This is a genomic window from Actinoplanes derwentensis, from assembly GCF_900104725.1.
GTDB classification, from domain to species: domain Bacteria; phylum Actinomycetota; class Actinomycetes; order Mycobacteriales; family Micromonosporaceae; genus Actinoplanes; species Actinoplanes derwentensis.
In genome coordinates this window covers 1,644,933-1,670,955 of the sequence record NZ_LT629758.1, presented here as the reverse complement: position 1 = coordinate 1,670,955, position 26,023 = coordinate 1,644,933, and the positions used below count along the sequence as shown (strand labels likewise).

General features: G+C 69.9%; 26 protein-coding genes and 1 pseudogene. 7 read left to right on the top strand and 20 right to left on the bottom strand.

The window, feature by feature from the left end; genetic code table 11:
- Position 1 precedes the first annotated feature (1 nt).
- The 3 genes from BLU81_RS07550 to BLU81_RS07540 all read right to left on the bottom strand — a co-directional run bounded on the left by BLU81_RS07550 (position 2) and on the right by BLU81_RS07540 (position 2,384).
- A complete protein-coding gene (locus BLU81_RS07550; protein WP_092542870.1) occupies positions 2–988 on the bottom strand; it encodes a LacI family DNA-binding transcriptional regulator in 987 nt (328 codons plus the stop codon).
- Positions 989–1,139: 151 nt separating this feature from the next.
- Entirely contained in the window at positions 1,140–2,174 is a 1,035-nt protein-coding gene (locus BLU81_RS07545) for an autoinducer 2 ABC transporter substrate-binding protein (protein ID WP_092542868.1), read from the bottom strand.
- Between the two features lie 60 nt (positions 2,175–2,234).
- Positions 2,235–2,384 (bottom strand): hypothetical protein, encoded by a 150-nt coding sequence (locus BLU81_RS07540; protein ID WP_157751378.1) that lies wholly within the window; start codon positions 2,382–2,384, stop codon positions 2,235–2,237.
- Between the two features lie 111 nt (positions 2,385–2,495).
- On the opposite strand from BLU81_RS07540, the gene BLU81_RS50340 reads away from it, so the two are divergent.
- Positions 2,496–2,939 carry a TetR/AcrR family transcriptional regulator gene (locus BLU81_RS50340; protein WP_092542864.1) on the top strand — a complete coding sequence of 148 codons (444 nt, stop codon included), beginning with the start codon at positions 2,496–2,498 and terminating at the stop codon, positions 2,937–2,939.
- 171 nt (positions 2,940–3,110) lie between these two features.
- On the opposite strand, the gene BLU81_RS51430 is transcribed toward BLU81_RS50340, so the two are convergent.
- The 8 genes from BLU81_RS51430 to BLU81_RS07495 form a co-directional block, all read right to left on the bottom strand.
- Positions 3,111–3,704 carry a TetR/AcrR family transcriptional regulator gene (locus tag BLU81_RS51430; protein WP_092542862.1) on the bottom strand — a complete coding sequence of 198 codons (594 nt, stop codon included), beginning with the start codon at positions 3,702–3,704 and terminating at the stop codon, positions 3,111–3,113.
- Entirely contained in the window at positions 3,701–4,267 is a 567-nt protein-coding gene (locus tag BLU81_RS07525) for a cysteine hydrolase family protein (protein WP_092542860.1), read from the bottom strand. The genes BLU81_RS51430 and BLU81_RS07525 overlap by 4 nt, the downstream gene beginning before the upstream one ends.
- Positions 4,264–4,902: a cysteine hydrolase family protein gene (locus tag BLU81_RS07520; RefSeq protein WP_092542858.1), complete on the bottom strand. Its 639-nt coding sequence runs from the start codon at positions 4,900–4,902 to the stop codon at positions 4,264–4,266. The genes BLU81_RS07525 and BLU81_RS07520 overlap by 4 nt, the downstream gene beginning before the upstream one ends.
- Positions 4,903–4,918: 16 nt before the next feature.
- Positions 4,919–5,911 carry an ABC transporter permease gene (locus BLU81_RS07515; protein ID WP_092542856.1) on the bottom strand — a complete coding sequence of 331 codons (993 nt, stop codon included), beginning with the start codon at positions 5,909–5,911 and terminating at the stop codon, positions 4,919–4,921.
- A 5-nt stretch (positions 5,912–5,916) separates the two neighbouring features.
- A complete protein-coding gene (locus BLU81_RS07510; protein WP_092542854.1) occupies positions 5,917–6,762 on the bottom strand; it encodes an ABC transporter permease in 846 nt (281 codons plus the stop codon).
- Positions 6,746–8,401 carry an ATP-binding cassette domain-containing protein gene (locus tag BLU81_RS07505; RefSeq protein WP_092542852.1) on the bottom strand — a complete coding sequence of 552 codons (1,656 nt, stop codon included), beginning with the start codon at positions 8,399–8,401 and terminating at the stop codon, positions 6,746–6,748. The genes BLU81_RS07510 and BLU81_RS07505 overlap by 17 nt, the downstream gene beginning before the upstream one ends.
- Positions 8,398–9,972, bottom strand: coding sequence for an ABC transporter substrate-binding protein (locus tag BLU81_RS07500; RefSeq protein ID WP_157751377.1), 1,575 nt, complete (start codon positions 9,970–9,972; stop codon positions 8,398–8,400). The genes BLU81_RS07505 and BLU81_RS07500 overlap by 4 nt, the downstream gene beginning before the upstream one ends.
- Positions 9,973–10,694: 722 nt before the next feature.
- Positions 10,695–11,696, bottom strand: a complete 1,002-nt coding sequence (locus tag BLU81_RS07495) for an NADP-dependent oxidoreductase (protein WP_231954284.1) — start codon at positions 11,694–11,696, stop codon at positions 10,695–10,697.
- A 120-nt stretch (positions 11,697–11,816) separates the two neighbouring features.
- Here BLU81_RS07495 and BLU81_RS07490 point away from each other — a divergent pair, with 120 nt between their 5' ends.
- Positions 11,817–12,683, top strand: a complete 867-nt coding sequence (locus tag BLU81_RS07490) for a LysR family transcriptional regulator (RefSeq protein ID WP_092556736.1) — start codon at positions 11,817–11,819, stop codon at positions 12,681–12,683.
- A 223-nt stretch (positions 12,684–12,906) separates the two neighbouring features.
- Positions 12,907–13,677 carry a class I SAM-dependent methyltransferase gene (locus BLU81_RS07485; RefSeq protein ID WP_092542848.1) on the top strand — a complete coding sequence of 257 codons (771 nt, stop codon included), beginning with the start codon at positions 12,907–12,909 and terminating at the stop codon, positions 13,675–13,677.
- Positions 13,678–13,845: 168 nt separating this feature from the next.
- Here the strand turns inward: BLU81_RS07485 and BLU81_RS51965 are convergent, their stop codons facing one another.
- From BLU81_RS51965 to BLU81_RS07475, 3 genes and pseudogenes are all read right to left on the bottom strand, one after another.
- A complete protein-coding gene (locus BLU81_RS51965) occupies positions 13,846–14,460 on the bottom strand; it encodes a ricin-type beta-trefoil lectin domain protein (protein WP_407923899.1) in 615 nt (204 codons plus the stop codon).
- Between the two features lie 116 nt (positions 14,461–14,576).
- A pseudogene (locus BLU81_RS51960) lies at positions 14,577–15,522 on the bottom strand (serine/threonine-protein kinase); the annotation flags it as partial.
- Between the two features lie 167 nt (positions 15,523–15,689).
- Positions 15,690–15,938: a hypothetical protein gene (locus tag BLU81_RS07475; protein ID WP_092542846.1), complete on the bottom strand. Its 249-nt coding sequence runs from the start codon at positions 15,936–15,938 to the stop codon at positions 15,690–15,692.
- A 97-nt stretch (positions 15,939–16,035) separates the two neighbouring features.
- Between BLU81_RS07475 and BLU81_RS07470 the strand changes: the two genes are divergently transcribed.
- Positions 16,036–17,070, top strand: a complete 1,035-nt coding sequence (locus tag BLU81_RS07470) for an NHL repeat-containing protein (protein WP_092542844.1) — start codon at positions 16,036–16,038, stop codon at positions 17,068–17,070.
- 57 nt (positions 17,071–17,127) lie between these two features.
- Here the strand turns inward: BLU81_RS07470 and BLU81_RS07465 are convergent, their stop codons facing one another.
- A complete protein-coding gene (locus BLU81_RS07465) occupies positions 17,128–18,168 on the bottom strand; it encodes an LCP family protein (protein WP_231954274.1) in 1,041 nt (346 codons plus the stop codon).
- Positions 18,169–18,491: 323 nt separating this feature from the next.
- Between BLU81_RS07465 and BLU81_RS07460 the strand changes: the two genes are divergently transcribed.
- A complete protein-coding gene (locus tag BLU81_RS07460; protein WP_092542840.1) occupies positions 18,492–18,962 on the top strand; it encodes a QsdR family transcriptional regulator in 471 nt (156 codons plus the stop codon).
- On the opposite strand, the gene BLU81_RS07455 is transcribed toward BLU81_RS07460, so the two are convergent.
- On the bottom strand, positions 18,959–19,828 hold the full coding sequence (locus BLU81_RS07455) for an alpha/beta hydrolase family protein (protein ID WP_092542838.1): 870 nt from the start codon (positions 19,826–19,828) through the stop codon (positions 18,959–18,961). The genes BLU81_RS07460 and BLU81_RS07455 overlap by 4 nt on opposite strands.
- A gap of 214 nt (positions 19,829–20,042) precedes the next feature.
- Here BLU81_RS07455 and BLU81_RS07450 point away from each other — a divergent pair, with 214 nt between their 5' ends.
- A complete protein-coding gene (locus tag BLU81_RS07450; RefSeq protein WP_092542836.1) occupies positions 20,043–21,203 on the top strand; it encodes an alkaline phosphatase PhoX in 1,161 nt (386 codons plus the stop codon).
- 72 nt (positions 21,204–21,275) lie between these two features.
- A complete protein-coding gene (locus BLU81_RS07445) occupies positions 21,276–22,451 on the top strand; it encodes an MFS transporter (RefSeq protein ID WP_092542834.1) in 1,176 nt (391 codons plus the stop codon).
- Between the two features lie 135 nt (positions 22,452–22,586).
- Here BLU81_RS07445 and BLU81_RS07440 read toward each other — a convergent pair whose 3' ends face one another.
- The 4 genes from BLU81_RS07440 to BLU81_RS07425 are packed head-to-tail and all read right to left on the bottom strand — an operon-like array spanning position 22,587 to position 25,847.
- The gene (locus BLU81_RS07440) at positions 22,587–23,318 is read right to left on the bottom strand and encodes an SDR family NAD(P)-dependent oxidoreductase (RefSeq protein WP_197686386.1); all 732 of its coding nucleotides are present in this window, start codon (positions 23,316–23,318) and stop codon (positions 22,587–22,589) included.
- On the bottom strand, positions 23,315–24,649 hold the full coding sequence (locus tag BLU81_RS07435; RefSeq protein ID WP_092542830.1) for an FAD-binding oxidoreductase: 1,335 nt from the start codon (positions 24,647–24,649) through the stop codon (positions 23,315–23,317). Before BLU81_RS07435 ends, BLU81_RS07440 begins: the two co-directional genes overlap by 4 nt.
- A 2-nt stretch (positions 24,650–24,651) precedes the next feature.
- The gene (locus tag BLU81_RS07430; RefSeq protein ID WP_092542828.1) at positions 24,652–25,443 is read right to left on the bottom strand and encodes an SDR family NAD(P)-dependent oxidoreductase; all 792 of its coding nucleotides are present in this window, start codon (positions 25,441–25,443) and stop codon (positions 24,652–24,654) included.
- On the bottom strand, positions 25,440–25,847 hold the full coding sequence (locus tag BLU81_RS07425) for a VOC family protein (protein WP_092542826.1): 408 nt from the start codon (positions 25,845–25,847) through the stop codon (positions 25,440–25,442). The genes BLU81_RS07430 and BLU81_RS07425 overlap by 4 nt, the downstream gene beginning before the upstream one ends.
- Positions 25,848–26,023: the final 176 nt, after the last annotated feature.

Here is a 26,023-nt window from a genome sequence, read left to right as displayed (position 1 = left end):
GTCAGGCCTGAGCCAGAGGGCCGGACGAGCTGCGTACTACGAGGGCGGTCGGCAGGATGACCTCGGCGCCGTGTGCGGCGGTGACCGTGCCGGCCCGGCCGAGCAGCAGGTCGAGACCGATCGCCCCGGCCCGATCCTTGGGGACGGAAACGCTTGTCAGCGGCGGATGACTCATCCCGGCGAGGCTGATGTCGTCGTAACCGACCACGCTCATCCGGTCCGGCACCACCGCGCCACGAGCCGCGAGCCGGTGCAGCAGACCCATCGCGACCAGGTCGTTGTAGGCCAGAACCGCGGTCGCCGGGCTGGCGAGCACCAGGTCGCCGGCGAGCACCCCGCCGTCGAAGGTCGGCGCCACCGTGCCGACCGGCAGGATCTCCAGCTCACGGTCGGCGCCGAATGCGGCGAGTCCGGCGAGCCGCTGCCGGGACGCCCACGAATCCTCCGGCCCGGAGACGAACGCGATCCGCCGGTGCCCGAGCGCCCGCAGATGCTGGACGGCCTGCCGGATGCCGTCGGCGACGTCGGCGACCACCGAGGTCATGCCCGGCACCCGCCGGTGCAGCAGAACCGTGTTCTGCGGGTCGGCGGCGGCCAGGATCTGCGCATCGGAGGACCGCGGCGAGCAGAGCAGGATGCCGTCGGTGTTGTGCCGCAACGTGGCGACGGCCTCCAACTCGGCGACCGGATCCTCGTCGGTGTCGCTGATGAAGACACCGCAGTCGACCGCCCGGGCCCGCGCGGTGACCCCCTTGGCGACATCAGCGAAGAAGGGATTGCGCAGGTCAGGGACGATCAAACCCAGATTGCCGGTACGCCCGGTGATGAGTCCCCGAGCCGCCCGATTGGGTCGATAGCCGAGCCGGTGTGCCACGGCAACGACGGCCTCCCGGGTCGACGGGCTGACCGCTCCGCCGGTGAGCGCCCGCGACACCGTCGACACCGACACCCCGGCCGCACGCGCGACATCCTGCACAGTCGTGCGCACCAAGCCACTCCTCAGCGTGTTCTCTTGTCGTCGCGCCCGGCCCGCGGGGTGACCTCAGGACTCACCGCTGTGGCCGACGCCGGGTGAAGCATAACGAGGCCCGGGACGGGGTCGCCCGTCCCGGGCCTCGTGCTGTCTGCGGCTGGGCCGGTCAGTAGTTGAACTGGTCGACGTTCTCGGCGGTGATCGCCAGGGCCGGGCCGAGGAGCAGCATCTTGGAGGTGCTGTCGTAGGTGACCGCGGGCAGGTCGGCCGAGACGTTGTTGGTGGCCTCCGGGGTCTTGCCCTGAGCGATCTGAGCGCCGGCCCACGCGGTCAGGAAGCCCAGGTTCTCCACGTCCCACAGGATCGCGGCGGTCGACGACTTGTCGGTCAGGTACGGCTTCATCGCCTGCGGCGTGCCCAGACCCACGGTGAACACCTTGCCGATCTTCCCGGCGTCCTTGACCGCCTGCGCCACCCCCGGCGCGCTGGAGGTGCACTCGCCGACCAGACCGGTCAAATCGGGGTGGGCGTTCATCAGGTCGGTGGCCATCTGCGTGGCCTTGGCCTGATCCTCACCGGCATACACGATGTCCACGATCTGCGCGTCCGGGTACTTCTCCTTCGTGTACGCCTTCTGCACCTCGATCCAGGAGTTCAGGTTCTCCGCGGTCTGCCCGCACGACACGATCGCGTACTTGCCCTTACCGCCCATCGCGGTCAACAGACTGTCGGTCAGGCCCTGGCCGATGCCCTCGGCGGTGGCCTGGTTGACGAACACCTCCCGCACACTCGACGGCGCGTCGGTGTCCGCGGTCGCCACATGAATCCCGGCATCCTTGGCCTGCTGCAACAACGGCGCCATCGAATCGGGGTCGTTCGGGGCCACGATCAGCGCGTCGACCTTCTGCTGAATGTAGGACCGCACGATGTCGGCCTGCGCCGCCGCATCCGCCTGCGTCGGCCCCTGATACAGCCACTGCACATTCCCCAACGCCGCAGCCGCTTGTTCACCACCGGCGTTCATCGCCTCGAAGTAGGGCACCCCCTGCAACTTCGGAACGAACGCCACCTTGTACGTCTTACTCCCCGCATCACCCGACGCGGCAGTATCCGTCTCGTTCTTCTTGGTACAGCCGGTGAGGACGAGGGCCGTCGCCGTGGTGATCGCCAGAGCACCGGCGAACTTGCGGTCGAAGCGCATATGGACTCCCAAGAATTGCAATCGCATTTTTGAAACGTTTCACCTTCGTGGTCATTTACGTTACGAGCCCATGACGTTTGTGTCAAGGATCTCAAAAATGATGCTCACGGCCTCGTGCCGCAGGGCGAGCCTGGCGGCGGCCGGTCCGACGATGGTGACCCGCTCGCCGGAGACCGACGGCGAGCGGCGTACAAGACCGGCCTGTTCCAACCGCCGAACCGTGCCGGTGGTTCCACCCGCCTGGACAGGGAACGGCCGCACCGAACCGATGCCGAGGATCGCTGATTGTACGGTCGGACGCCGACGTACCGGAGGTGCACGATGACCCAGGCCGCCACTCCGGCACCGGCCGCCGACGGGGAGCCGTCGCACGGTGAACGCAAGGGTGAACGCACCCGGCGGCGGATCCTGGAGACCGCCCGGCGCCTGTTCGCCGAACTCGGCTACGAGCGCGCCACCATCCGCGGGATCGCCGCCGCGGCCGAGGTGGACGTCGGCACCCTGCTGTCCGGCACCGCCAGCGCCCCGGAGATGCTGCCCGGCTGGGCCGGCGCCCTCGGCCAGCTGCTTCCGCCCGGAGCAGGCGGGCAACTACTGCGCTCCACCGCCTACTTCGACGGCCGCGGCACCACCCACTCCATCGTCGTCCTGTCCGCCTGGCTCGTACTCGGAGTCGTTCTGGTCCTGGTCAGCGGCGTGCGCGGTCGCCGACCGACTGCCAAGAGCGACGAGGCGGTACGTCCCGCAGCGCACGCGACCGCCTGACGGATCTTCCAGGGAGTACCGCACCCTGGTTGTTTCCGGGCGCCCGAGGCATGGTGATGCCCTCCACGAACAAGAGGAGCACCCATGTCCGACACCGCCCACCGAGAGCGACGGGCTCTTCGAGCACGTCCGCGCCGACCTGGCCTGAGTCAGCCGGTCCGGGGCCACGGGCTACACGCCGAGGATGCGAAGGATCGCGGTGGTCGTGTCCTGGATGGTCCGGTCCACGTCCAGATCCGGGTCCTCGAACCGCCGGGCGCTGATGCCCTCCACCAGGGTGAACACGATCGCGGTGGTCCGGTGCAGCTCGTCCGGCCCGACCGGGGCGCCGGCGGCGGCCAGAGCGTCACCGCAGAGCCGGCCGTACAGCTCGCGGAGCCCGTTGCGCAGCCGGTGCGCCTCGGCGAACTCCGGGCCGCGCACCTCCGGCAGGACGCCGAGCACGGCCACCGGCCGGCGTCCCGCGAACAGTCCGCGGATGTCGAAGTCGAGCAGCCGGATCAGCCGGTCCCGGGCGGGCAGGTCGGTGTCGTCGAACAGTTTCGCCGCGTACTCGACCGGTGGCCGCAACGTCTCGACGAGCAGTTCGCAAAGGATCTCGGACTTGACGGAGAAGTGTGCGTACAACGACGGTTGCCGGATGCCGGCCTGCTGCGCGATGTCCCGGGTGGAGGTGCCGGCGTACCCCTGGGCGGCGAACAGCTGCGCCGCGGCGTCGAGGATGCGCTCCCGCCCGCTACCCGCCCGGTTCCGGTGCTCCGTCATGCCGCGAGCCACTCCATGACCTCGCCGGATTCGACCAGCGACTTGTGCTGCAAGTAGTTGATCATCTTGAGGGCGTCGTCGTGGGCCTGCACCGAGCTGCCCGCGACCACGTCGGTGACCACGTTGAGGTAGAAGTCGCGCTGGTGGGCGTCGACCGAGGTGTAGAGGATGCAGATGTCGGTGAAACCGCCGATCAAAACCAGACTGTCGACGCCGTACGATTTGAGCACGATGTCGAGTTCGGTGCCGAAGAACGACGAGTAGCGCCGTTTGCGGATGTGGAACTCCTCCGGCAGCGGCGTCAGCCCGTGGGCGATCTCGGTGTACTTGTCGCCCTCGATGCAGTGCGGCCCCTCGGAACCGTCCAGTTCCCGGCCGATGTCGATCATGTGGGGTTTGTGGACCTCCTGAATCCACACCACCGGCACCCCCTTGGCCCGGCACGCGGCGACCATGGCGACGGCCTTGTCCCGCTGCTCGTGGGCGTAGGCGCTCTGCGGGCCGTCGAGCGGTCCGCCCTGGAAGTCGACGACCACGAGTGCGGTCTTCCCGACGATGTTCACTTCTGCTCCCCCAGCCAGGTGTAGACGGCGTCGCTGCTGACCAGCGCGTCGCGTTGCAGGTACTTGATGGCGCGCAGGGCGGCGTCGTGCAGCTCCTGCCCGGATCCGACGACCAGATCGGAGACGGTCCGGATGTGGTAGTCGTACTGGTGGGCGTCGACGGCCGTGTAGTGGATGCAGACGTCGGTCATGCCACCGATCAGGATCACCGTCTCGGCCTTGTAGCCGCGCAGCACGATGTCGAGTTCGGTGCCGTAGAACGCGGAGTAACGCCGCTTCTTGATCAGGTACTCGTCGGGGCGGGGGTCGAGGCCGGGGTGCAGTTCGGTGGCCGGCTCGCCTTCGATGCAGTGCGGGCCCTCGTTGCCGTCCAGCTCACGGCCGATGTCGACGAGCGACGGCTTGTGCACCTCCTGGATGAACACGACCGGCACCTGCGCGGCCCGGAACGCCTCGACCAGGGTGACGGCCGCCGCGTTGCGTTCCGGCCGGCCGGGCATGAAGGTCTGTTCGGGTTTGCTGGGCGTGAACGGGTTCTCCAGCCCGCCGCCCTGGATGTCGACCACGACCAGAACGACGTTCCCGACCGGTTTGAGCTGGTCGCTGGGGGTGATGTCGGTGACTTGCAGTGCCATCACGGGGGTTCCTTCCTTACAGACGGACGCGCGGGTCGACGGCCGCGAGGGCGAGGTCGACGAGCGCGTTGAGGACGACGTAGCAGGCGCCGAGAATGAGGCTGACGGTGGCGACGACGTTGGTGTCGGCGCCGCTGATCGCCCGTACCAGATATTGACCCAGGCCGTTCCAGCTGAAGATCTGCTCGACCACGACGAGGCTGGACAGCATCATGCCGAGCTGGACGCCGAGCAGGCTGAGCGCGGGGCTGGCGGCGTTGCGCAGCGAGTGCCGCCACAGCACCTTGGACTCGGTCTCGCCGAGTGAGCGCGCGGTCCGGGCGTACCCGGATCGCAGGCTGCTCGTGAGCCCGTCGGCGAGGACCCGGGCCAGGGCGAGTCCGGGGCCGAGTCCGGCGGCCACCGCCGGGAGCAGCAGGTGCAGGACCGCGTCCCCGGCGTACGCCAGGTTGCCGGTCAGGAGCCCGTCCAGCACGTACATGCCGCTGAGTCCCTCGCTCGGCCCGTACGCGGTACGCCCGGCGACCGGCAGGATCCGCAGGTGCACGAAGAACAGCAGGATGCCGCCGGTGGCCAGCAAGAACGACGGCGCGCTGGCGCCACTGAACAGGACGAACCGCAGCACCCCGGCGAACCGGCCGCGCATCGACGACACCCGGGCGAGCAGCACACCTAGCAACACGGTGACGAAGACGGTCCAGATCGCGAGTTCGGCGGTGGCCGGGATCCGCGAGCTCAGGTCGTCGGCGACCGGGCGTTTGCTGCTCAGGCTGATCCCGAAGTCGCCGCGCACGAGCCGTCCCAGGTAGTCGGCGAACTGGGCCCACACCGGGCGGTCCAGGCCGAGGTCGACGCGGGCCTGGGCGACGGCCGCCGCGGAGGCGTTGGCGCCCAGGTAGCCGCGGACCGGGTCGCCGCCGCCGTACCGGCTGATCAGGAACACCAGCACGACCAGGACGAGCAGGACGAAGAACAGGGCGACGGTACGTCGTACCGCGAAGCGCAGCATGGGGGTCAGGCTCCCTTCGCCCGTAGGACGGATCGCAGTCCGTCGCCGGAATAGGTGCAGAGCAGCGACAGCAGTCCGACGGCGAGGCCGGGGACGACCGGGATCCACCAGGCGTTGACGACGTACTGCATACCGGCCGACGCCATCAGGCCCAGCTCGGGTGCCGGGGCGGGCGCGCCGAGCCCGACGAACGACAGGGAGGCGATGGTGAGGATGACCGCGCCGATGTCCTGGCTGGCGGTGACGGCCACGGTCGGCAGCACACTGGGGACGACGTGCCGCCGCACCAGACGCAGTCCCTTCGTACCGCTCATCCGGGCCGCCTCGACGTGCAGGCCGGTGGTGACGCGCCGGACCTCACCGCGTACGAGACGGGCGTAGAGCGGCCACCAGACCACCCCGATCGCGATCATCGAGCTGGTCAGGCTGGGGCCGAGACCGGCGGCGATGGCCATCGCGACGATGGTCGCCGGCAGCGCGAGGAACAGGTCGGTGAAACGCATCAGCGCGGTGTCCAGGAAACCGCCGGCGAAACCGGCGAGAGTACCGATGACCAGGCCCGCGACGGCGGCGAACAGGGTGACCACGACGGCCGCGTACACGCTGGTGCGCATGCCGTCCAGCACCCGCGTCGCGACGTCGAGCCCGAGGTTGTCGGTGCCGAGCGGATGCCCGGCGGACAGCGGCGGCAGGTACGGCTCACCGGACGGCACGATCGCGCTGTACGGCGACAGCAGCGGCCCGCAGATCACCACGATCACCAGGACCAACAGCAGCCCGACAGCGATCCGCTCGCCCGGTCCGGCCGCTTTGAGGGTGACCGGCCGCACCAGGTCACGCGAGGACAGCATCGAGCAGCCTCCTGCCGTAGTCGCTGGTCATGCCGTCGGCCAGGTCGGCCGCCGGCACACGTTCGACGATCTGACCGGCACTGATCACGTCGATCCGGTCGGCGATGATCCGGGCGGCGGCCAGGTCGTGGGTGACGAAGAGGATGGACAGGCCCAGCTCGTGGCGCAGCAGGTTGAGCAGGTTCAGCACCGAGCAGGCGACCGACACGTCCAGGGCGCTCGTCGGTTCGTCACAGAGCAGCAGGGCCGGTGGTACGACGGTGGCCCGGGCGATGGCGACCCGCTGGCGCTGGCCCCCGGACAGTTCCGCGGGCCGGGCACCGGCCAGCACCGGATCGAGCGCGACCCGTTCCAGAGCTTCCCGGACACGGGCCTTCTTGTCGGCCGTGGACAGGGTGGTGGCGTTGTCGAGTCGTTCGGTGAGCAGCTGCCCGACGGTGCGCCACGGGGTGAGCGAGGCGCCCGCGTCCTGGAAGACGACCTGGACACCGGTGCCCTGGGTGGAGTCCACGTAGACGTCGCCGCTGTCGGCGGTCTCCAGTCCCGCGACGATCCGCAGAATCGTGCTCTTGCCGGATCCGCTCTCCCCGACCAGGGCCACACTCTCCCGGCGGGCGATACGCAGGTCGACGCCGGTCAGCACGGTCTTGCGGCCGGTGCCGAACAGGCCGCCGGTCCGGAACGACTTGGTGACCCCGACCAGTTCCAGGCTGTGCCCGCCGCGAACACCGGCCGGTTCACGATCGAACGCCGACCAGGTCAGCCGGTTACCGGCCCAGGACTCCGCTACGTCCGGCGGGGCGGTGGGCGATTCGGTCATGGCGGCGACCACCGTCGGTTCGGGCAGGCCGACCGGCCGGTCCCGGTCGGTGTCCAAGGTGAGCCGGGACGCGATCAGGCGCTTGGTGTACGCGTCGACCGGCGCGCCGAACATCGTGCCGGCGCTGCCCTGTTCGACGAGTTCGCCGGCCCGCATCACCGCCACGTCGTCGCACATCGCGCGGGCGACACCCAGGTCGTGAGTGATGAAGAGCATCCCGCAGCCCAGGCCCTCCCGCTGCCGGGTGAGCAGTTTGAGGATCTGCGCCTGCACGCTGACGTCGAGCGCGGTGGTCGGCTCGTCGGCCACCAGCAGGGCCGGGCCCCTGGCGAGCGCCAGCGCGATCATCACGCGCTGGCGCATGCCGCCGGACAGCTGGTGGGGGTAGGAACGCAGGACCGCTTTCGGGTCCCGGATCTCCACCTCGTCCAGCCAGCGCAGGCTGTCGGCGGGGGTGCCGGTGACCCGGCGCAGCATCCGCCCGATCGTCATGGTCGGGTCGAGTGAGGACATGGGGTCCTGGAAGACGGTGGTGACCCGGTGCCCGCGTACGCCGGCCCAGCCGGTCTCGTCGGTGACGCCGAGGCGGGTGCCGGCGATCGTCACGTCGCCGTCGGCGGTGACGTGCCGTTCGCTGGTGAGCAGGCCCTGGACGGCGAGTCCGATCGTGCTCTTGCCCGATCCGGACTCCCCGACCAGGCCGAGGCACTGGCCGGGGGCGACGCGCAGGCTGACGCCGGCGACGGCGACCACCGCGGGGGTCCGCGAGGTGTACCGGATGGTCAGGCCCGCGACGTCGAGCACCGGGTCGGCACTCATGAAGCCGGGTGCAGCAGGTTGAGTTCCAGCACGCCGGTGATGACCGGGTGCCAGGCGGTGTCGGCGCCGGCCACGTCCTTGGCGAACGAGGCGGTGCCCTTCATGGTCCCCATCGAGTACCAGTAGGCGGACTCGCTGACCATGGCGGCTGCTCTGCCGTACGCCGCCTGGTCGTTGGTCTTGCGGGCTGCGGCGAGCGTCTCGGCGAGGCCGGGCACCTCGGCGCCGAACAGGTCCAGGCCACCGTCCGGGGTGTAGAAGACCGAGGCCCACGCGTCGGGGTGTGCGGTGTCCGGGAACCCGGCGAAGATCGTCAGGTCCGGCGCGTCCGCGCCCTTGGCCAGCGCCGGGTAGTAGGTGCCCGCGGCGTAACCGACGCTCTCCGCCTTGATGCCGGCGGTGTTGAGCACGGCCGCCAGGTTGTCGCTGAGGGCCTGACCGTCCGGGCCGGTCTGGGTGTACGCGATCTTGACGGTCTTGCCGGCGAGGGCGCCCGAGGCGAGCCCGGCCAGCGCGGTCGCGTCGTAGGTGATCTTCTGCTGGTCGGTGCCCGGGTCGGCGAGCAGGTTGACCGGGAAGACCTCGGTGGTCGGCTCGGTGGTGTCCGGCAGCGCCTTCTTCATCAGCGCCGCGAAGTCGATACCGGCCAGCAGCTCGGCCCGGACATCGGCGGCCCCGACGGCAGCGCTCTTCGGGTTCACGAACAGCGTCGGCGTCTGCATGCTGGAGAACGCGCTGGTGGTGAGCGAACTGTCGCCCTTCAGGGTGGTGAAGCTGGCGCCGTCCAGGGAGCCGATGACACCGTCGAGTTCACCGCTCTGCAACTTGAGCTGGATCGTCGACATGCTCGCCAGCACAGTGAAGTCCACGGCGCTGTAACCGGGCTTGGTCCCCCAGTAGCCCGGGTAGGCCGTCAGCTTGTAGTCGGCGTCCGGCTCGAACGTGCCGTACGTGTAGGGGCCGGTGCCGGCGTCGTGCGTGGCGAACCAGTTGTCCTCGTCGGTGCTGGTCGGGTGGTCCTGCAGGGCCTTCGGGCTGAGCATCTTCGGGCCGAACGGGGAGGCCAGCAGGTCGAGGAAGGCGCTGTTCGGCGCCTTCAGCGTGATGACGACCTGACTGTCGGAGGGCGCTTCGACCGACTTGACATCGGCGACCATGTAGGACGGGCCCTTGGCCATCGTGGTGCGCCGCTGGAACGACGGTTCGACCGCGGACGCGGTGAAGGCGGTGCCGTCGTGGAACGTCACGCCGGTCCGCAGGTCGAAGGTGAACACGGTGTTGTCGGCGTTCGCCGCCCACTTGGTCGCGAGTGCGCCGGTGAGCTGCGGTTTCGCCTGCCCCGGCTGGTACTTGAGCAGACCTTCGTAGGCGCTGTTGACGAGGTTGAGCTCCGGGCCGTCGTATGCGGTGTCCGGGTCGGGGGTGCTGATGCCGGCGAGGAAGGCGAGTTTCAGCGTGCCGCCGGTGCCGGTGGACGACGAGGTCCCCGGGGTGGCGCCGCCGCTGCAGGCGGACAGGGCGGTCAGTGCGGTGGCCACGACGGCCGCGGTCAGGAGTTTCCTTCTATTCATCGTGCGCAACCTCTCGACGGATGTCACGGAGTCGCTCCGGTCTCGGCGGGACCCGCCGGGCTCGTTGCTATCGAGTGATAGGAAAGATCGAGAATGCGAACGAATGATGAAGCGATTGTTTCGTTCCCGAAAACTCGACTGCGGGCCCATTGCACAGCGAACGGACAGCAAAAAATGGCGCGGTCAGCAATTCACGCGCCACATCAAGAACCGGCCATCCCGTACGCCACCTGGGAAAATGCCATATTCAGAGCATCGTCGGCATCGCCGACGCACACGACTCCAGTGCGATTTCCAGCGCACCGCCGAAATGGAGGAAGCCGAACTCCGACCCTCCGGGTGGACCCACGACCCCATCCCGCTCACGCCAAGAGTCCACCATTCAGCGGGACCCAACCTGAGCTTGATTGGATACTATCCCAACTCATGCGGATCCCGCACTCCCCCGCCCGGCGAGGTTTCTGGATGCCGCCGGCCATCTGGCCACTGTTCGTCGCGACGGCTGCGGAGAGTGCCGCCGCCGGACCTGGTGCAGGGGCCTGGTGCCGGGGTCGCCGTTGGAGCCGCAGCGGTCTCCGAACCCGGAGACCGCTCCCCGCAGCGCCACCACCGTCACCATGAGCCTGTGACGACCACGTCACGCGGGCTCGGTCAAGATCCTTACCAACTCGGGGAGCTTCAGGCATCCGGGCGGACCGCCACCGTCTACTCAGGTCCGGTGGTCACGGGCGAACCGTCAGCACGATCTTGCCCTGGATGTGGCCCTGCGCGGCCCGCGCATGCGCGCCCGCTGCCTCGGACAGCGGGTAGGTGCTGTCCACCCCGACCTGGAGCAGACCGGAATCGAACAGCCGCCCGATCTCGGCGAGCTGGGGACCGTTGGACCGAACCTGAATGTTCGAGACCGTGATGTCCCGGCGCGCTGTCTCCTGCGGGTCGTACTCGGCGAAGAACACCGGAAGGATCGTGCCACCGGACTTGAGGACGTTCAGAAAGCGCTGGGCGCCCGGCCCGCCGACCGCGTCGATCACCAGGTCCACATCGCGGGCCACGTCGGCGGCGTCCGTCGTGGTGTAGTCGATGAACTCGTCAGCACCCAGCTCGCGCAGGAACCGCTCGTGCCGACCCGAGGCCACCGCGATCACGCGTGCCCCCTTCCACTTCGCCAACTGCACCGCGAAGTGGCCCACCCCACCGGCGGCGCCGTTGACCAGCACGGTCATCCCCGGCGTGATCAGCACCGGCCGGTGCACCTGCCCGGTGAACGGCGAGGGCACGTCATGGCCGAGATCGATCAGATACTGCCAGGCCGTGAGTACCGCCATCGGCGCCCCGGCGGCCTGCACGTGGTCGACCCCGGCCGGCTTGCGGGCCAGGTCCGCGGCCGGTGCGGCCACGTATTCGGCGTACGCGCGACCGTCGAACCCGGGAAACCGCAGCATCCCGAACACCTCGTCACCGACGGCGAACTCCGGCACGTCCACGGCGACCGCCTCGACCACGCCGGACATGTCCGTACCGGGAGTCAGCGGGAACTCCAACGCCGGCCGCATCTCGGGCGGCATGACCGTCATGCCCTCACGCAGGTACCAGTCCGGCGGGTTGATGCCCACGGCGTGCACCCGGACGAGCACCTCACCCGGCCCGATCGCCGGAACCGGCACCTCGTCGTACCGCAGAACGTCCGGCCCGCCGGCTTCGTGGAACTGGATCGCCTTCATCATTCCTGTCGCTCTCTTCGGGAATCGTTGCCCCTGAAGTCAAAGCCCGCGACGGCCCGGCCGTCCAAGACCGGTCCGGTAACCCGATCATTCCGAAACGGCATGACGCGTACGCTGGACCGGGTGAACGATCTCGGACAAGACCTGGAACTGCGCCTCGTGCGCTACTTCACCGCGGTGGCCGAGCACCAGAACTTCGGCCGGGCCGCCGCCGACCTGCACGTGGCCCAGCCGGCGCTGAGCCGCCAGATCCAGCGGCTCGAGAAACATCTCGGCGTACGGCTGCTGGACCGGATCCCGCAGGGCACCCGGCTCACCCCGGCCGGGCAGGCGTTCCTGCCCCGCGCGCGGGCTCTGTTGCAGGCCGCCCGCGAGGCCGAACTGGCCGTCCGCGAGCAGGCCGAAGCCGAACGGATCACCATCGGCTACGTCGAGGACCTGGTGATCACGGCCGCCGTCCGGGAACTGCGCCGCCGCCACCCCGGCGCCGAGATCACCACCCGGCACCTGAACTGCCGCGATGTCGGCGCACTGGCCGGCAAGGTTGTCGACGCGCTGATCGCACGGGCGCCGCTGCCGCTGGCCGACGACGACGTGCGCACCACCCCGTTGTACGAGGAGCCGCGGAAGCTCGTGGTCCCGCACGACCATCCGTGGGCCGGGCGCGCGTCGGTGACCTCGGCGGAGCTGGCCGGTGTGCAGGCGGCGCCCTGCGTGTTCGAGACCGCGGACTGGACGTCGTACCAGCTGCTCGGGTCAGGTGTTCCGCAGGTCGAGAGCTATGAGGACAAACTCGAACTGGTCGCGAACGGCCGGGCGATCGCCGTACTCCCGGCCGGTGATCGTCGTAGTTCGCTGCGTCCCGACCTGGCCACCGTCCCGATCGAAGGCGCCTCCCCCAGCCGGGTCGTCCTGGTCAGCCGCAAAGGCGACCCGAACCCGATGATCAGGAGCCTACGGCTGGCAGCCGAGGCCGCCCTACCCACCTGACCTTTCCCGCAGCAGCGCTGGTCGACGGGCGGGCCGGGCTGCTCGCCGACGCCCGGCGGCCGCGTCCTGGACCCCGACGAGCCGCTGGCCGGACCCGTCCTACGGGTCCTCACCCCCGACACCGGCTGGGACCTGGTCGGCTACGACGACTCCCCGGCCCGTTTCCACGCCGTCGCCGTGCGCGCTTGACCTGGACCCGGGGGTACAGGTTTAGCGTCGGCACATGAGCACAGCAACGGGCGGCGACTTCGACTACGAGACCAACGGCTCGGGGTACGCCCGGCAGCGCCGCCCCGACCCCCGGATCGCCGCGATGATCCACACCGTGCTCGGTGACGCCCGCACCGTGCTGAACGTCGGTGCCGGGGCCGGATCTTACGAGCCCGCCGATCGGTACGTGGTCGCGGTCGAGCCGTCCGCGCAGATGCGTGCCCAACGGCCGGCGACCGCGGTCCCGGCGCTGGACGCGACCGCGCAGCGGCTGCCGTTCGACGACGGCGCGTTCGACGCGGTGATGGCCACCGTCACCGTGCACCAGTGGGCCGACACCGCCGGGGGCCTGGCCGAACTGCGGCGGGTGGCCCGCGGTCCGGTGGTGGTGCTGACCTTCGACGGCGACGCCCTGGACCGGCTCTGGCTCGCCGAGTACGCCCCGGAACTGATCGCCGCGGAACGCCGCCGCTACCCGCCGGTCGACGACATCGCGGCCGCGATCGGCACAACGACCGAGGTGGTCGAGGTGCCGATCCCGATCGACTGCGCAGACGGTTTCACCGAGGCTTTCTACGCCCGTCCCGAACAGTTCCTCGACGCACGTGTACGGGCCGCGCAGTCCGCCTGGGGTTTCGTCGACGAGACGGCCACCGCCCGTGCCGTCGAACGGTTGCGCGCCGACCTCGGCTCCGGGGCGTGGGACCGCCGCCACGGCCACCTGCGCACCCAGCCGCAGTTCCTCGGCGCCTTGCGCCTGCTCGTGGGCCGCCCGGCGGGTTAGGCCCGCCGCCGGTTCATGGTGGCTTTCACGGTGGTGGTGAACAGGTCGGCCACAGTGCACGGCAGACCCGGCCGGCCGGTCCTGGTCGTTCCCATGGATCGAGCTGGGCCTCTACCTCACCCTCACGGTCCTGCTGGCCGGCTTCGGTTTCGCCCGGCTCCGGCACGTCTAGGCGTGGCTCCACTTCTGGTGGGAGGCGCCGGTGCACTCCCAGATCTGCACGACCACCCCGTTGGAGCTGCTGGCGTCCGGGATGTCGACGCATTTGATCGCCCACAGGTTGACCAGGTCGAACGACGAGTTGTAGTCCCACTGCTGGGCCGGTGCGCCGGTGCACGTGGCCAGCCGGAGGGTCGCGCCGTCGTCGGTGCTGCCGATCTGCACGCATTTGCCGCGTACCCGCAGGGTCTTGTCGGATCCGATGGTGAAACGCTGACCGGCGGAACCGTTGCAGGCCCAGGACTGGATCTGCCCGGTGCTCGCCGGGGCGTACAGGCAGGTCCCGGTGCCGTTGCTCTCGAACGGGGTTCCGGTGGCCGCCGCCTCGGTCGTGGGGGTGGTGGTCCCGGTCGCGGCGGTGGACGCGCCCGCGGACGGCTTCTTACCGCCCTTGACCGTGCCGGCGGCGGTTGCGCTGGCTGACGGGGCGCCGGGTGAAGGGCTGCGGCGGGGACGGACGGCTTTGCTCGGCTTGCCGGGCAGTGGCGTCCCGGCTCCGGCGGCCTGACCGGGCAGCGAGGCGGACGGCAGGGCCTGCGGGCTCGGCGTCTCCGGCTTCGACACCAGCGGGTACGTGATCGCCCCGACCGCGATCAGCAGCGCCGCCACCGCCACTCCGACGGCGACCGGTGCACGCCGTTTCTCGGCCTTCTTCGAGGCGGACTCCGTGGTCAGCGACTCGGACGGCTCACTGGGTTTGCCGGCGGCGACGGCGGCGACCGGAGCGGGCGTGGCGGTCTTGGGTTTGGTGGTGGCGAACGTGGGGTCGCCGTAGACCGGGACGTCGGCCGGCGGTGGTGATCCCGGGGCGGTGGCGGCCAGCAGGAGACGGTGCGCGGTCTCGGCGTCGGCGCGGCGGGCCGGGTCGCGCTGGAGCAGGGCGGTCAGCGCGACCCGCAGCACACCGGCTCGTTCCGGCGGGTCCGGCAGTTCGGTAGCCAGGGCCGCCAGGGTGGTCATCGGGGACGAGCGGACGTACGGCGGGCGGCCCTCGACCGCGGCGTACAGCGTGGCGCCCAGCGACCACAGGTCGGCGGCCGGGCCGACCTCGCCGTCCAGGGCGCGTTCCGGAGCGAGGTACTGCGGGGAGCCCAGGACCACGCCGGTGCGGGTGATGCTGACGTCGCCGGCCACCGTGGCCAGGCCGAAGTCGGTCAGGACCACTCGGCCGTCATGGGCCAGCAGGACGTTGCCGGGTTTCACGTCGCGGTGCAGCAGACCGACCCGGTGGGCGGCGCGCAACGCGGCGAGCACACCGAGGCCGACTCGGGCCACCTGGTCGGGAGCCATCGGGCCGTCGTCACGGACAGTATCGAAGAGAGAGCGGGACGGCACCAGCTCCATGACGATCCACGGGTCACCGCCGTGGAACACCACGTCGAAGATGCGGACCACGTTGGGCTGGTCCAGCATGGCGATCGAGCGGGCCTCGCGGATGGCGCGTTCCCGCAGCGCAACGAGTTCCGGCTCGGTGAGGCCGGGCGGGGGCGTCAGCTCCTTGATCGCGACGTCCCGGGCGAGCAACTCGTCACGGGCCGCCCAGACGCGACCCATGCCGCCCTGGCCGAGTTGACCTACTAGGCGGTAACGTTCTGCGATCAAATTCGACACTGCGGCACGGTACAGGGATCGACCGGCTCCGTGTGTCCGCAGGGGAGAGTTGTCAATCAGTCGTCAATCGGACGTATCACGTCTCAAGATCGCTGTTCACGGTGGCCGGTGGCCCGCCGGGGACACGGGCCCCGGCGGGCCGACCGTCCACAATGTGGGACTTATGACTTCCGGCACAGCGGTCACCACGAGGTGATCGACGGCTGAACCGCGACGAGCCGGGTCTGCGCGCCGACGATCACGGCACCGGGCGCGGCGGCGGTCATCATCACCCCGTGGTCGGGAACGGGCTGGCCGGCGGCCGGGCCGAGGTTGACGGCGAGCGCGGTGGCGAACTCGGCGCCGAACAGCCGCCAGCGGGCCGGGGTGGTGTCGCCGAGCGCGGCTCGGCGGGTGGACGGGTACGCGTACGGGAGGGCCATCTGTGTCATGTCCCCAGCTTGACCTGGGTTTTTCTGCTCGCCCCGTGAGCCTCCTGTGGGATTACTGAGTGCGCGGTATCTGGCGGGGCCGTGGCAGGGTTAGCTCATGACGTTCCTGACCACCGCGGTTCTGTCGGTGTCCCTGACCGCTGTCCCGATCCCGATGGCCGCGGCCCCGCAGACCACGTGCACGGTCAAGAACGATCTCCTCGACGAGATCTCCGGCCTGGCCGCCGACGGCGACGGCTACGTGGTGGTCAACGACGGCGCCGACGACCCGAACGGCCGCAAGATCTTCTTCCTGAACAGGAAGTGCAAGGTCACCGACAAGGTGTCCTACCCGTCGCAGCCGCGCGACACCGAGGACCTGGCCCGCGGCGCGGACGGCACGATCTGGGTCGGCGACATCGGTGACAACAGCCGGGTCCGCGAGACCATCGGGGTGTGGCGGCTGAAGCCGGGCGGCAAGTCACCGACCCTGTTCCGGATGTCCTACCCGGACGGTGCGCACGACGCGGAGGCGCTGCTGGTCGGCTCGGACGGTGTCCCGATCATGGTCACCAAGGATCCGCTGACCGCGGGCGTCTACGTGCCGGCCGGGCCGCTGACGGCGGACGGGACGACACCGCTGCGGCGGGCCGGGGACTTCACGATCCCGATCACCGCGACCAGCAACCCCTACGGTTTCAAGGGGCGGCTGGTGGTGACCGGCGGGGCGGTGAGCGCGGACGGCCGGCGTATCGCGCTGCGGACCTATGCCGACGCCTTCGAGTTCGACGTGCCGGAGGGCCAGACCGATGCGGAGGGCCTGGTCAAAACCATCAGCGGGGGTACGGCCCGGACGGTCGCGCTGCCGGACGAGCCACAGGGCGAGTCGATCGCGTACTCCGCCGACGGCAGCGCCCTGCTGACCATCTCCGAGATGGCCGACGGGCTGAAGAAGGTCGACCTGCTGAGCCATCCCCTGGACGGCGTGCCCGCGGCGGCTCAGGTGACGACCGAGCCCACCAAGGCCGCAAAGGCCGCGCCCGCTTCCAACAACCGGGAGCTGCCGACCGGGGCACTGATCGCCGGCGGGGCTCTCGCAATCGCCGCCGGGCTGATCGGCCTGGTGATCGCCCGGCTGCGGCGGCGCCGCTAGACGCCTGCGCTGGAGGGAACCGGCCGAAGAGCTGTCCGCCCGGGACTCACCCGAAACCTAGTCGACGATCCGCGGGTGGTCGACCAGGAACCTGGCCACCCGGTCGCCGTTGACCGCGGCGAAGAAGTCCCGGGCCCCCGGTTCCAGTTGCTCGCCCAGGTACTTTCCGTTCTCGAAGTACGCCCGGCCGGGCAACGTGACCGAGACCGGGGCGGTGAGCCGGAGGTTCTTGACGGCGGTGGCCCAGGCGAGGGCGCTGTACGGGCCACCGATGAACGTCAGGGAGTCGCCGAGCGCCCCGATCACCCTCGGCAGCTTGGCCGGGTCGGCGGCCACGGCCCGGGCCGCCTGCCCGGCCAGGGCTCGGACGAGCTGCCGCTGGTGGCGCTGACGGTCGTAGTCGACGCGGGGCAGACCGTAGCGCTGCCGGACGTAGTCGAGTGCCTCCCAGCCGGTCAGACGTACCGGCGACGGGCTTTTGCGGTAGGTCTTCTGCACGCCGGTGTAGGGCCGTGGGCAGTTGTCGTGCCCCCGGCACTCGGGCCGGCGGTCGCGGGGCCGTCCGTCGGGCTTGCGATGCTCGGAGACCACGTCCTGGTCGATGACCATGGTGACGCCGCCCATCGCGGTGATCAGCCGTTGGAAGCCGCCGAAGTTCAGGACCGCCCCGGCGTCGAACCGGCGGATCCCGGTGACCTGCCCGACCGTGCGCGACAGCAGGTCGAAGCCCTGGGCCGCGTCGTAGCGGTTCGGGCCGGTCTGGCTGCCCAGCGCCATCGCGGCGTTGATCTTCGCGCGCTGGGTGGGGCTGCCGTTGCGGGGGAAGGCCGGGATCTGCACCACCAGGTCGCGGGGCAGGGAGAAGAGGTAGACGCCCCGCCGGTTCCGCGGGATGTGCGCGATCATGATGGTGTCGGCGAGCGGCCGGAGATGGCTGCCGCGCGGGTCGATGCCGACGAGCAGCAGGTTGACCGGGCCGTCGATGGTGAGGGCGGATATCCGGATCGGGTGGGCGGCGGCCAGAGTGCCCGGGACCAGCAGGAGAGCGCCGACGACGATCCCGAGCCGCACCCACCACGGCCGCGTTGAACTGCCCACTTGACCTCCTCGAACGGCTACCAACCAGGGATGGTGGCACAAACCGGACTTCCGGCCGGCTCTTCCGCGCATCTGTCACTCGTCCGGTTGCCGTGGGTGAGATTTCGGTCCCGTTACGGGAGCGAATCACCGAATCCCGTCAGCCGTCCGGATGATATTTGCCGAAGGATTGAACCGGCCGCCCCGACAAGGCGTATCACCCACGGCCAGCCTCCATTCTTCAGGACGGGAGAACCGCCATTCCCACCGCTCGGCGTGTCATCAACCCGGAGGTTCTGCTGCGGGGTGCGGCGAACCATTTCCTGCAGTATTCGACAATCGACATGGACACTCTCGCGGGTGAACTCGCGATCAGCCGGGCCACTCTCTACCGGGCGGTCGGCAGCCGGGACGGACTGCTCGGGGAGGTGCTGTGGGCGATCGCCGAGATCCTGATCGCGGAGGCCGCCGGGGAGACCCGTAACACCGGGCCGGAGCGGGTCATCGACATCTCGCGGGTCTTCGCGGAGCTGCTGGAGTCGGCACAGCAGCTGGGGCGGTTCATGGCCGCCGAGCCGGAGGCCGCGGCCCGGGTCCTGTTCACCGCGGCCGCCGATGTCAAACACCGGTCGATCGACGCCCAGGTCCGGATCTTCCGGGACTCCGGCATCGAGGGCGGCCCGGACGACCTGCGCCGCCGTGCCGCCCTCTACGTGCGCACCCTGGAGGGGGTGTTGTACGGCCCGCTGCTGGGCAGCGGGCCGATCGCCTTCGAGTCGGCCGAGCCGGCTCTGCGGGCGCTGCTGCAGGACTAGCAGGCCGTCGCGGTGTACTGCTCGACCGCCGCGCCCCGGCCCGGTCCCGGGCAGATGAACTGCTGGTAGCGGGTGTCGCCGTCGACGAACACCTTCAGCCAGGAGATGCTCATCGACGAGATGGTGGCGTTCGGGGTGTTCGGCGCGAAGTGGCTGGCCCCGTTGAGCTCCAGGAACGCCTTGCCGGGTGCCGCGGGCAGGCTCTCGAAGAACGGTGTCGAGAAGCTGCGCACCGGCGCGATGGTGTCCGCCTCGGCGCCGACGATCAGCGTCGGGACCTGCACCTGCCGGAAGTTCTTGGTCAGGTTCCACGGGGTCAGCGGGATCGCGGCCTTCAGCGACGACCGGCTCTGCGCGGCCTCCAGTGCTCCGCCGCCGCCCATCGAGTGCCCGACCACCGCCACCCGGGCCGGGTCGATCTTCGCCTTGGCGCTGCTGCTCCTGGTCAGGAAGTCGGCGGCGGCCAGCAGTTGCCGGCCCCGGCTGGCCGGCTGGTCCGAGGTGGTCAGGGTGTCGATGTTGAACACCACGAACCCTTGCGAGGCCAGGCGCGGTGCCAGCCACGCCATGCTCGACTTGCGGGCGGTGAAGCCGGGCGCGATCACCACCGCACCGAACGTGCCCGCGCTGGTGTCGGTCGGCGCGTAGATGTCGCCGCCACCGAACCCGGACACCGAGGCCCGCGCGACACTGCTCTCGGCGATCGCGAACGGCCCGCGCGCCGCCTGGATACTGCTGTTGCTCGGCGCCGGCCCCTTCGCGAATGACCCGGTGGCCGCGTCAGCCGTCGGGATGAGAGTGATTCCAGCAGCACCGAGAGCGACGGCTGCGGCGATTCCGAATACCTTCGGGATTGTCTTGCCCATTCTCTTTCTCCCCACTGGATAAAAACGTCGTCTGCCATCGAATGTTCATTCGCCGCACGCCGATCGACAATGGTTCGGTCGATAACTGAGACGGGGGTTCGGGCACCCCCCGACAAAGCCCTCGAATCGGGCAAACCATGCCGCACATTGAAGTTCAGCGATTGGCTTCCGGATGTTGACCGACCGTCTTCAATGGATGCTTAACGTCCGCCGCATGAATCGGCGAAACCTGTTGCGAACCACCCTGGCCGGCGCCGGTGGCCTGGCCCTGCCCTTCACCGCGTGGTCGGCGGCGTACGCCGCACCGGCTCAGAACGCGACCGGCCCCTACGGCGCGCTGCGGGCCGCCGACAGCAACGGCATCCAGCTGCCGGCCGGCTTCACCAGCACGGTGATCGCCCGTTCCCGGCAGGCCGTACCCGGCACCTCCTACGTGTGGCACGACGCCCCCGACGGTGGCGCGGTGATCCCCGACGGCAGCGGCTGGATCTACGTGTCGAACGCCGAGGTCAGCTCCTCGGCGGGCGGTGGCGCGTCCCGGATCCGGTTCGACTCGGCCGGCGCGATCATCGGAGCCTCCCGCATCCTGTCCGGCACCAACCAGAACTGCGCCGGCGGCAAGACCCCGTGGAACACCTGGCTGAGCTGCGAGGAGATCACCCTCGGCCGAGTCTGGGAGACCTACCCGCTCGGCGGGACCGCGGTGGTCCGGCCCGCGATGGGACGTTTCAAGCACGAGGCGGCCGCCGCCGACCCGGTCCGCCAGGTGATCTACCTGACCGAGGACGAGACCGACGGCCGGTTCTACCGCTTCGTGCCCGGCACCTGGGGGAACCTGTCGACGGGCACGTTGCAGGTGCTCGTCGCCGGGACCGGCACCAGTGGCTCGTTCAGCTGGCAGAACGTGCCGGACCCGGACGGCTCCCCCACCCGGACCCGGTATCAGGTCTCCGGCGCGAAGTCCTTCAACGGCGGCGAGGGCTGCCACTACGCGAACGACACCGTCTGGTTCACCACCAAGGGCGACAACCGGGTCTGGCAGGTCGACCTCCAGAGCAACACCTTCGAGCTGGCGTACGACGACAGCCTGGTCACGTCCGGTTCGGCTCCCCTGACCGGCGTCGACAACGTGACCGGCTCGTCGTACGGCGACCTGTACGTGGCCGAAGACGGCGGCAGCATGGAGATCTGCGTGATCACGCCGGACGACAAGATCTCGGTGTTCCTGCGCGTCACCGGTCAGGGCTCGTCCGAGCTGACCGGCCCGGCATTCACCCCGGCCGGCAACCGCCTCTACTTCTCGTCCCAGCGCGGCACCAGCGGCTCGTCCTCGGGCGGCATCACCTACTGTGTCACCGGCCCGTTCCGGACGTGACGGACCCGGTCGGCCCATGGTAGGACCCGTTTCCTGGTGCGTACGTTTGTACGCACTAGGAAAGGGATCTCGATGGACCACGCCACCGCACGCCGGCGCACCGCGCTGTTCGCGCTCTTCTTCATCCCCGGGCTCAGTCTCGCGTCGTGGGTGACCCGCACCCCGGACGTCCGTGACCTGCTCGGCGCCACCACCGCCGAGATGGGCCTGATCCTGGTCGGGCTCTCCGCCGGTTCGATGATCGGGATCCTCGGCTCCGGGGCGCTGGTCAGCCGGTTCGGTACCCGGCCGGTCGCCACCGTCGGCATCCTCACCGCCACCGCCAGCGCCCCGGTCGTCGGGATCGGCGCCGGCCTGGCCAGCAGTGTGCTCGTCGCGGCCGGGCTGTTCCTGTTCGGTTTCGGCATGGGCGGCAGCGAGGTCGCCATGAACGTCGAGGGCGCCGACGTCGAGCAGATCATCGGGCGCGCGGTGCTCCCGCTCATGCACGGGTTCTTCAGCTTCGGCACGGTACTCGGCGCCGTCGCCGGGATGTTCCTGACCGCCGCCGACTTCTCGGTCACCTGGCACCTGGTCGTCATCGGGCTGATCACCGCACCGGTCGCCGCACTCGCCGTCCGGCAACTGCCCTCCGGCGTCGGTGTCCAGCCGCGCACCGCCACTGCCGACAAGAGCGGCCCGAGTGTCTGGCGCGACACCAGGCTGCTGCTCATCGGTGTGGTGGTGCTCGCGATGGCCCTGGCCGAGGGCGCCGCCAACGACTGGCTGCCGCTGCTCATGGTCGACGGGCACGGCTTCGACGCCGCCCTCGGTTCGGGTGTCTACGTGGTCTTCGCCGCCGCCATGACGATCGGGCGGTTCGGCGGCGGCTGGTTCCTCGATCGGTTCAGCCGGGCCGCGGTCCTCGGCGCCAGCGCCGTGATCGGCGGGATCGGCGTGGCCCTGGTGGTCTTCGTCGACAACCAGATCGTGGCCGCCGCCGCGGTGCTGCTCTGGGGTGTCGGCGCGGCCCTCGGTTTCCCGGTGGCGCTGTCCGCGGCCGGCGACTCCGGCGACAACCCGACCACCCGGGTCGCCCTGGTCGCGTCGGCCGGGTATGTCGCCTTCCTGGTCGGGCCGCCGGCTCTGGGTTTCCTCGGCGAGCACTACGGCCTGCGGTACGCGATGGTCGCCGTCCTCGCGCTGCTGGCGGTGGCCGCGGTGGTCGCTCCGGCGCTGAACCGGCCGAAGACCCCGGTCCCGGTCTGACGGCCAGCCGTTCCCGGATGCGGTGGAACGTCGGGAGAAGTTCCACCGCCCGTACCCGCGTGGTGACTTGGGGTGCGAATCGAACCCGAACTCACCACACTGAAAAGGCATTCGCGCCTTGACCGGGAAGGCCGCCTAGCCGGGGCGGGTCGCGTCGGCGATGGCCTTGTGGGAGACGTGGGCCGTCAGGCCGCCGTCGACCACGATCTCGGCGCCGTTGACGTAACCGGACTCGTCGGAGACCAGGTAGACGATCAGCGGGGCGATGTCGTCCGGGGTGCCCACCCGGCCGAGGGGGATCTCCGGGAGTGCCGCGTCGAAGAACGCCTGCGGGGCCGACGCCATCAGCGGGGTGTCGATCAGGCCGGGCATCACCGCGTTGACCCGGATGCCGCGCACGCCCAGTTCCAGGGAGGCACTGCGGGTCAAACCCCGCAGAGCCCATTTGCTGGCCGTGTACGGGGCGGCAGCGTGCCCGGAGACCGCGGCGACCGAGCAGATGTTGACGATCGACGAGCCCGGTGGCATCAGCGGGACCAGGGTCTTCATCGACAGCATCGGGCCGGTCAGGTTGATGGCCAGGGTGTTCTCCCAGGTGTCCAGATCGATGTCGGGCAGCCGGTCACGGCCGGTGATCCCAGCGTTGTTGACTATCGCGTCAACACGTCCATACGTTTCCCGCAAGTGTTGAGCCAGGCCGGTCCACTGATCGAGCGAGCGCACATCCAGTGGGCGTACTCCCTCGGCGTCCAGGACGTCGGTGGCGATCACGGTGGCGCCCTCGGCTCGCAGCGCCGCAGCCTCGGCCGCGCCCTGGCCCCGGGCCGCCCCGGTGATCACGACGATCTTGCCCGCGCATCGCATCATGACTCCCACGGGTTGACGTTGGCCGGTTCGGTGCCGCCGGCGGTCAGGTAGCCTGCGAAGACTCCGTCCGGGTCGCGGCGGGCGCGGATCGACTCAAGGCGCTGGTACTGGGATTCGCCCATGAACCGGACCTGACGGGCGGTGAAGTCGGAGTCGCCGAGGTACTGCCCGGCGGTGAACGGTTGCAGTTCGGTCATCCGGTCGGTGAGCCAGGCCCGGAGGCGGATGTCGTCGGCGGGATCGTCGTAGACCAGGTAGGTCGCCGAGTAGATCTCCGACTGCAGGGAGAACGCCATGTCGGGCAGCTCCCGCAGCGGGGCCATGCTGAACCAGATCACGAACGACCGTACGGTAGGAAGCCCGGTGAACAGCGGATGCAGCGCTTTGGTCAGCTCGGCCGGTGGCCCGCTCAGCCAGGCGTTGTCGACGATGTACCGGAACCCCTCCGGGTTGGCCGCCATCTGCCGGGCCGCATGCGACTCGAACGACGACGGGACAGCGGTCTGCCGGTGCAGCGTGTGGTCGATGACCGGGCACGTCTCCAGCGGAGCGAGAGCCGCGACGGCCTCCTGCTGCGAGTCGACGAGAGCAAGACCGGTCACCGCCAGAACTCCATCGGCGGACACCGCGACGATCTCCACGTCCGGCGAGATCGTGGCATGAATCGTGTGCAGCCACGTCATCACCTGGTCGAACAGCTCGAACGGGTACACGTGGACGGTCTCGGCGATCACCTTCGGGAGCGGGCGGGTCTGCAAGTGGAAGCGGGTGACCAGCCCGAAGAAGCCGGGGCCGGAGCCGCGGGCGGCCCAGAACAGGTCGCTGTTCTCGGTCGCTGAAGCCCGGACCAGGTCACCGGCGGCGGTCACCACGTCGATGGCGACGATGCTCTCGGCGGCCCAGCCCCATCCGCGGGCGTTGTAGCCCTGGCCGCCCTGCAGCAGGAACCCGCCGACACCCACGGTCGGGCAGTGGCCGCCGCCGAAGAAGCGGCCGTGCAGGGCCAGGTACGGGCGCAGCTCGGCACCGCCCTTGACCGGCGGGGTCACCGACACGATGGTGCTCTCCGGGTCGTACGACATCTCCCGGAAGTCGCCCAGGTCGATCAGCAGGGCGTCGTCGCGGACACTCCACGCGGCCCAACTGTGGCCACCGGACCGGATGGCGATCCTCCAGCCACGTGACTTGGCCAGCCGTACCCCAGCAATCAGATCTCTTTCGGTCTTGGCCCGGAGAACGGCGGCGGGCTGACGGCCGGGACGGCGGGCGTTGAAGACCCGGCCCACGCGGGCCTGCTCCCAGCCCGGATCGCCGGGGAGGACGAGGTCCATGATCAGCCGCCCATCGCGGAGACGCCGCCGTCGATCGCGATGTCGGCGCCGTTGATGAACGTGGCGTCGTCGCCGGCCAGGAACGCGGCCAGTTTCGCCACGTCGGCGGGTTCACCGACCCGCCGCGACGGGGTCTGGGCCAGCAGTCCCGGCACCGGGCCGTCCGGGTCGTCGACGAATTGCGCGGTCTCCGGGGTGCGGATCATGCCGGGTGAGATGGTGTTGGCGCGGATGCCGACGTCGGCGCCCTGCGCAGCCAAATGCCTGGTCAGCGCCAGGACAGCGCCTTTGGCGGCGCCGTGCGGAGCCATCGGGGTGAACGCCACGCCGCGTTTCGCGGCCACCGACGCCACGTTGATGATCACCCCGCCGCCGCGGGCGACCAGGTGTGGCCAGGCGGCGCGGACGCAGTGGAAGACCAGGTGGAGTTCGTTCTGGATGGTGAAGTACCAGTCGGCTTCGGGGATGGTGTCGATCGGGCCGTGGCGCAGGGCAGACGCGTTGTTGTAGAGGATGTCGATGCCGCCGAAAGCCTCGACGGCCGCGGCTGTCCACGCGTCCGCGCCGACCTGGTTCCCGAGATCGACCGGAGCCAGCGAGCGCATTTGACCTTTCTCAGCTACGGCTAGCCGTAGCTGAGATTCGGCAAGCCGTTCGGTTTCGGCGTTCGCCGCGGCGTCCAGGTCCGCGCCGAAGACCATGGCGCCACGCGCCACGAACTCGAGGGCCGCCGCGCGGCCCACTCCCCTGCCGGTGCCGCTGATCAGCGCCACCTTTCCGGTCAGGTCCGTCATCGGGCACGCTCCACGAGTTCGATCAGGTTGCCTTCGGGATCGGCGACGTAGGCCATGTTCACGCCGGGTTCCGGCGACGGGCACGGTGCCATCACCGGTTGCGCCCCGAGTTCCAGGAGCCGATCAAAAGCGGACTGCAGCCTGGGTACGCCGAAAGCCACGTGCCCGTAGCCCCGAGCCAGAACGGCAGCCGCCGCCGACCCGGCCGGTGGCGCCGCGACGCTTCCCGGCCGGTGCAGCAGTTCGAACCGGTACCCGTACTCGTCGTGGATGAGCATCACGATGTCCAGGTCAACCGGTTCGACTCGCAGCCGCAGTTCGACCCGCAGCCCGAACGCAGCCGTGTACCAGCCCTCAGCCGCCGCCAGGTCACCCACACTCACACCGATGTGATCGAGCTTCATCTCCCGAGCCCCCTGCTGTGATCGCCGTCACCGACACCCAATCAAAGCCTGCAACAACCCGGAAATCACCCGCACGCATAGGAGGTATGGCCACCATCACGGGTCATCCCGCTGACATCGTTCGCGAGTCGATCCACGGGCTCGTGCCGGCCCGGCCTAGCCATTAGACGTATACG

Excerpts from the sequence above, each read along its gene's own strand:
- BLU81_RS07545 (WP_092542868.1), bottom strand. The coding sequence starts at position 2,174 with ATGCGCTTCGACCGCAAGTTCGCCGGTGCTCTGGCGATCACCACGGCG.
- BLU81_RS50340 (WP_092542864.1), top strand. The coding sequence starts at position 2,496 with ATGACCCAGGCCGCCACTCCGGCACCGGCCGCCGACGGGGAGCCGTCG.
- BLU81_RS51430 (WP_092542862.1), bottom strand. The coding sequence starts at position 3,704 with ATGACGGAGCACCGGAACCGGGCGGGTAGCGGGCGGGAGCGCATCCTC.
- BLU81_RS07520 (WP_092542858.1), bottom strand. The coding sequence starts at position 4,902 with ATGGCACTGCAAGTCACCGACATCACCCCCAGCGACCAGCTCAAACCG.
- BLU81_RS07515 (WP_092542856.1), bottom strand. The coding sequence starts at position 5,911 with ATGCTGCGCTTCGCGGTACGACGTACCGTCGCCCTGTTCTTCGTCCTG.
- BLU81_RS07510 (WP_092542854.1), bottom strand. The coding sequence starts at position 6,762 with ATGCTGTCCTCGCGTGACCTGGTGCGGCCGGTCACCCTCAAAGCGGCC.
- BLU81_RS07505 (WP_092542852.1), bottom strand. The coding sequence starts at position 8,401 with ATGAGTGCCGACCCGGTGCTCGACGTCGCGGGCCTGACCATCCGGTAC.
- BLU81_RS07500 (WP_157751377.1), bottom strand. The coding sequence starts at position 9,972 with ATGAATAGAAGGAAACTCCTGACCGCGGCCGTCGTGGCCACCGCACTG.
- BLU81_RS07495 (WP_231954284.1), bottom strand. The coding sequence starts at position 11,696 with ATGATGAAGGCGATCCAGTTCCACGAAGCCGGCGGGCCGGACGTTCTG.
- BLU81_RS07485 (WP_092542848.1), top strand. The coding sequence starts at position 12,907 with ATGAGCACAGCAACGGGCGGCGACTTCGACTACGAGACCAACGGCTCG.
- BLU81_RS07475 (WP_092542846.1), bottom strand. The coding sequence starts at position 15,938 with ATGACACAGATGGCCCTCCCGTACGCGTACCCGTCCACCCGCCGAGCC.
- BLU81_RS07470 (WP_092542844.1), top strand. The coding sequence starts at position 16,036 with ATGACGTTCCTGACCACCGCGGTTCTGTCGGTGTCCCTGACCGCTGTC.
- BLU81_RS07460 (WP_092542840.1), top strand. The coding sequence starts at position 18,492 with ATGGACACTCTCGCGGGTGAACTCGCGATCAGCCGGGCCACTCTCTAC.
- BLU81_RS07455 (WP_092542838.1), bottom strand. The coding sequence starts at position 19,828 with ATGGGCAAGACAATCCCGAAGGTATTCGGAATCGCCGCAGCCGTCGCT.
- BLU81_RS07450 (WP_092542836.1), top strand. The coding sequence starts at position 20,043 with ATGAATCGGCGAAACCTGTTGCGAACCACCCTGGCCGGCGCCGGTGGC.
- BLU81_RS07445 (WP_092542834.1), top strand. The coding sequence starts at position 21,276 with ATGGACCACGCCACCGCACGCCGGCGCACCGCGCTGTTCGCGCTCTTC.
- BLU81_RS07440 (WP_197686386.1), bottom strand. The coding sequence starts at position 23,318 with ATGATGCGATGCGCGGGCAAGATCGTCGTGATCACCGGGGCGGCCCGG.
- BLU81_RS07435 (WP_092542830.1), bottom strand. The coding sequence starts at position 24,649 with ATGGACCTCGTCCTCCCCGGCGATCCGGGCTGGGAGCAGGCCCGCGTG.
- BLU81_RS07430 (WP_092542828.1), bottom strand. The coding sequence starts at position 25,443 with ATGACGGACCTGACCGGAAAGGTGGCGCTGATCAGCGGCACCGGCAGG.
- BLU81_RS07425 (WP_092542826.1), bottom strand. The coding sequence starts at position 25,847 with ATGAAGCTCGATCACATCGGTGTGAGTGTGGGTGACCTGGCGGCGGCT.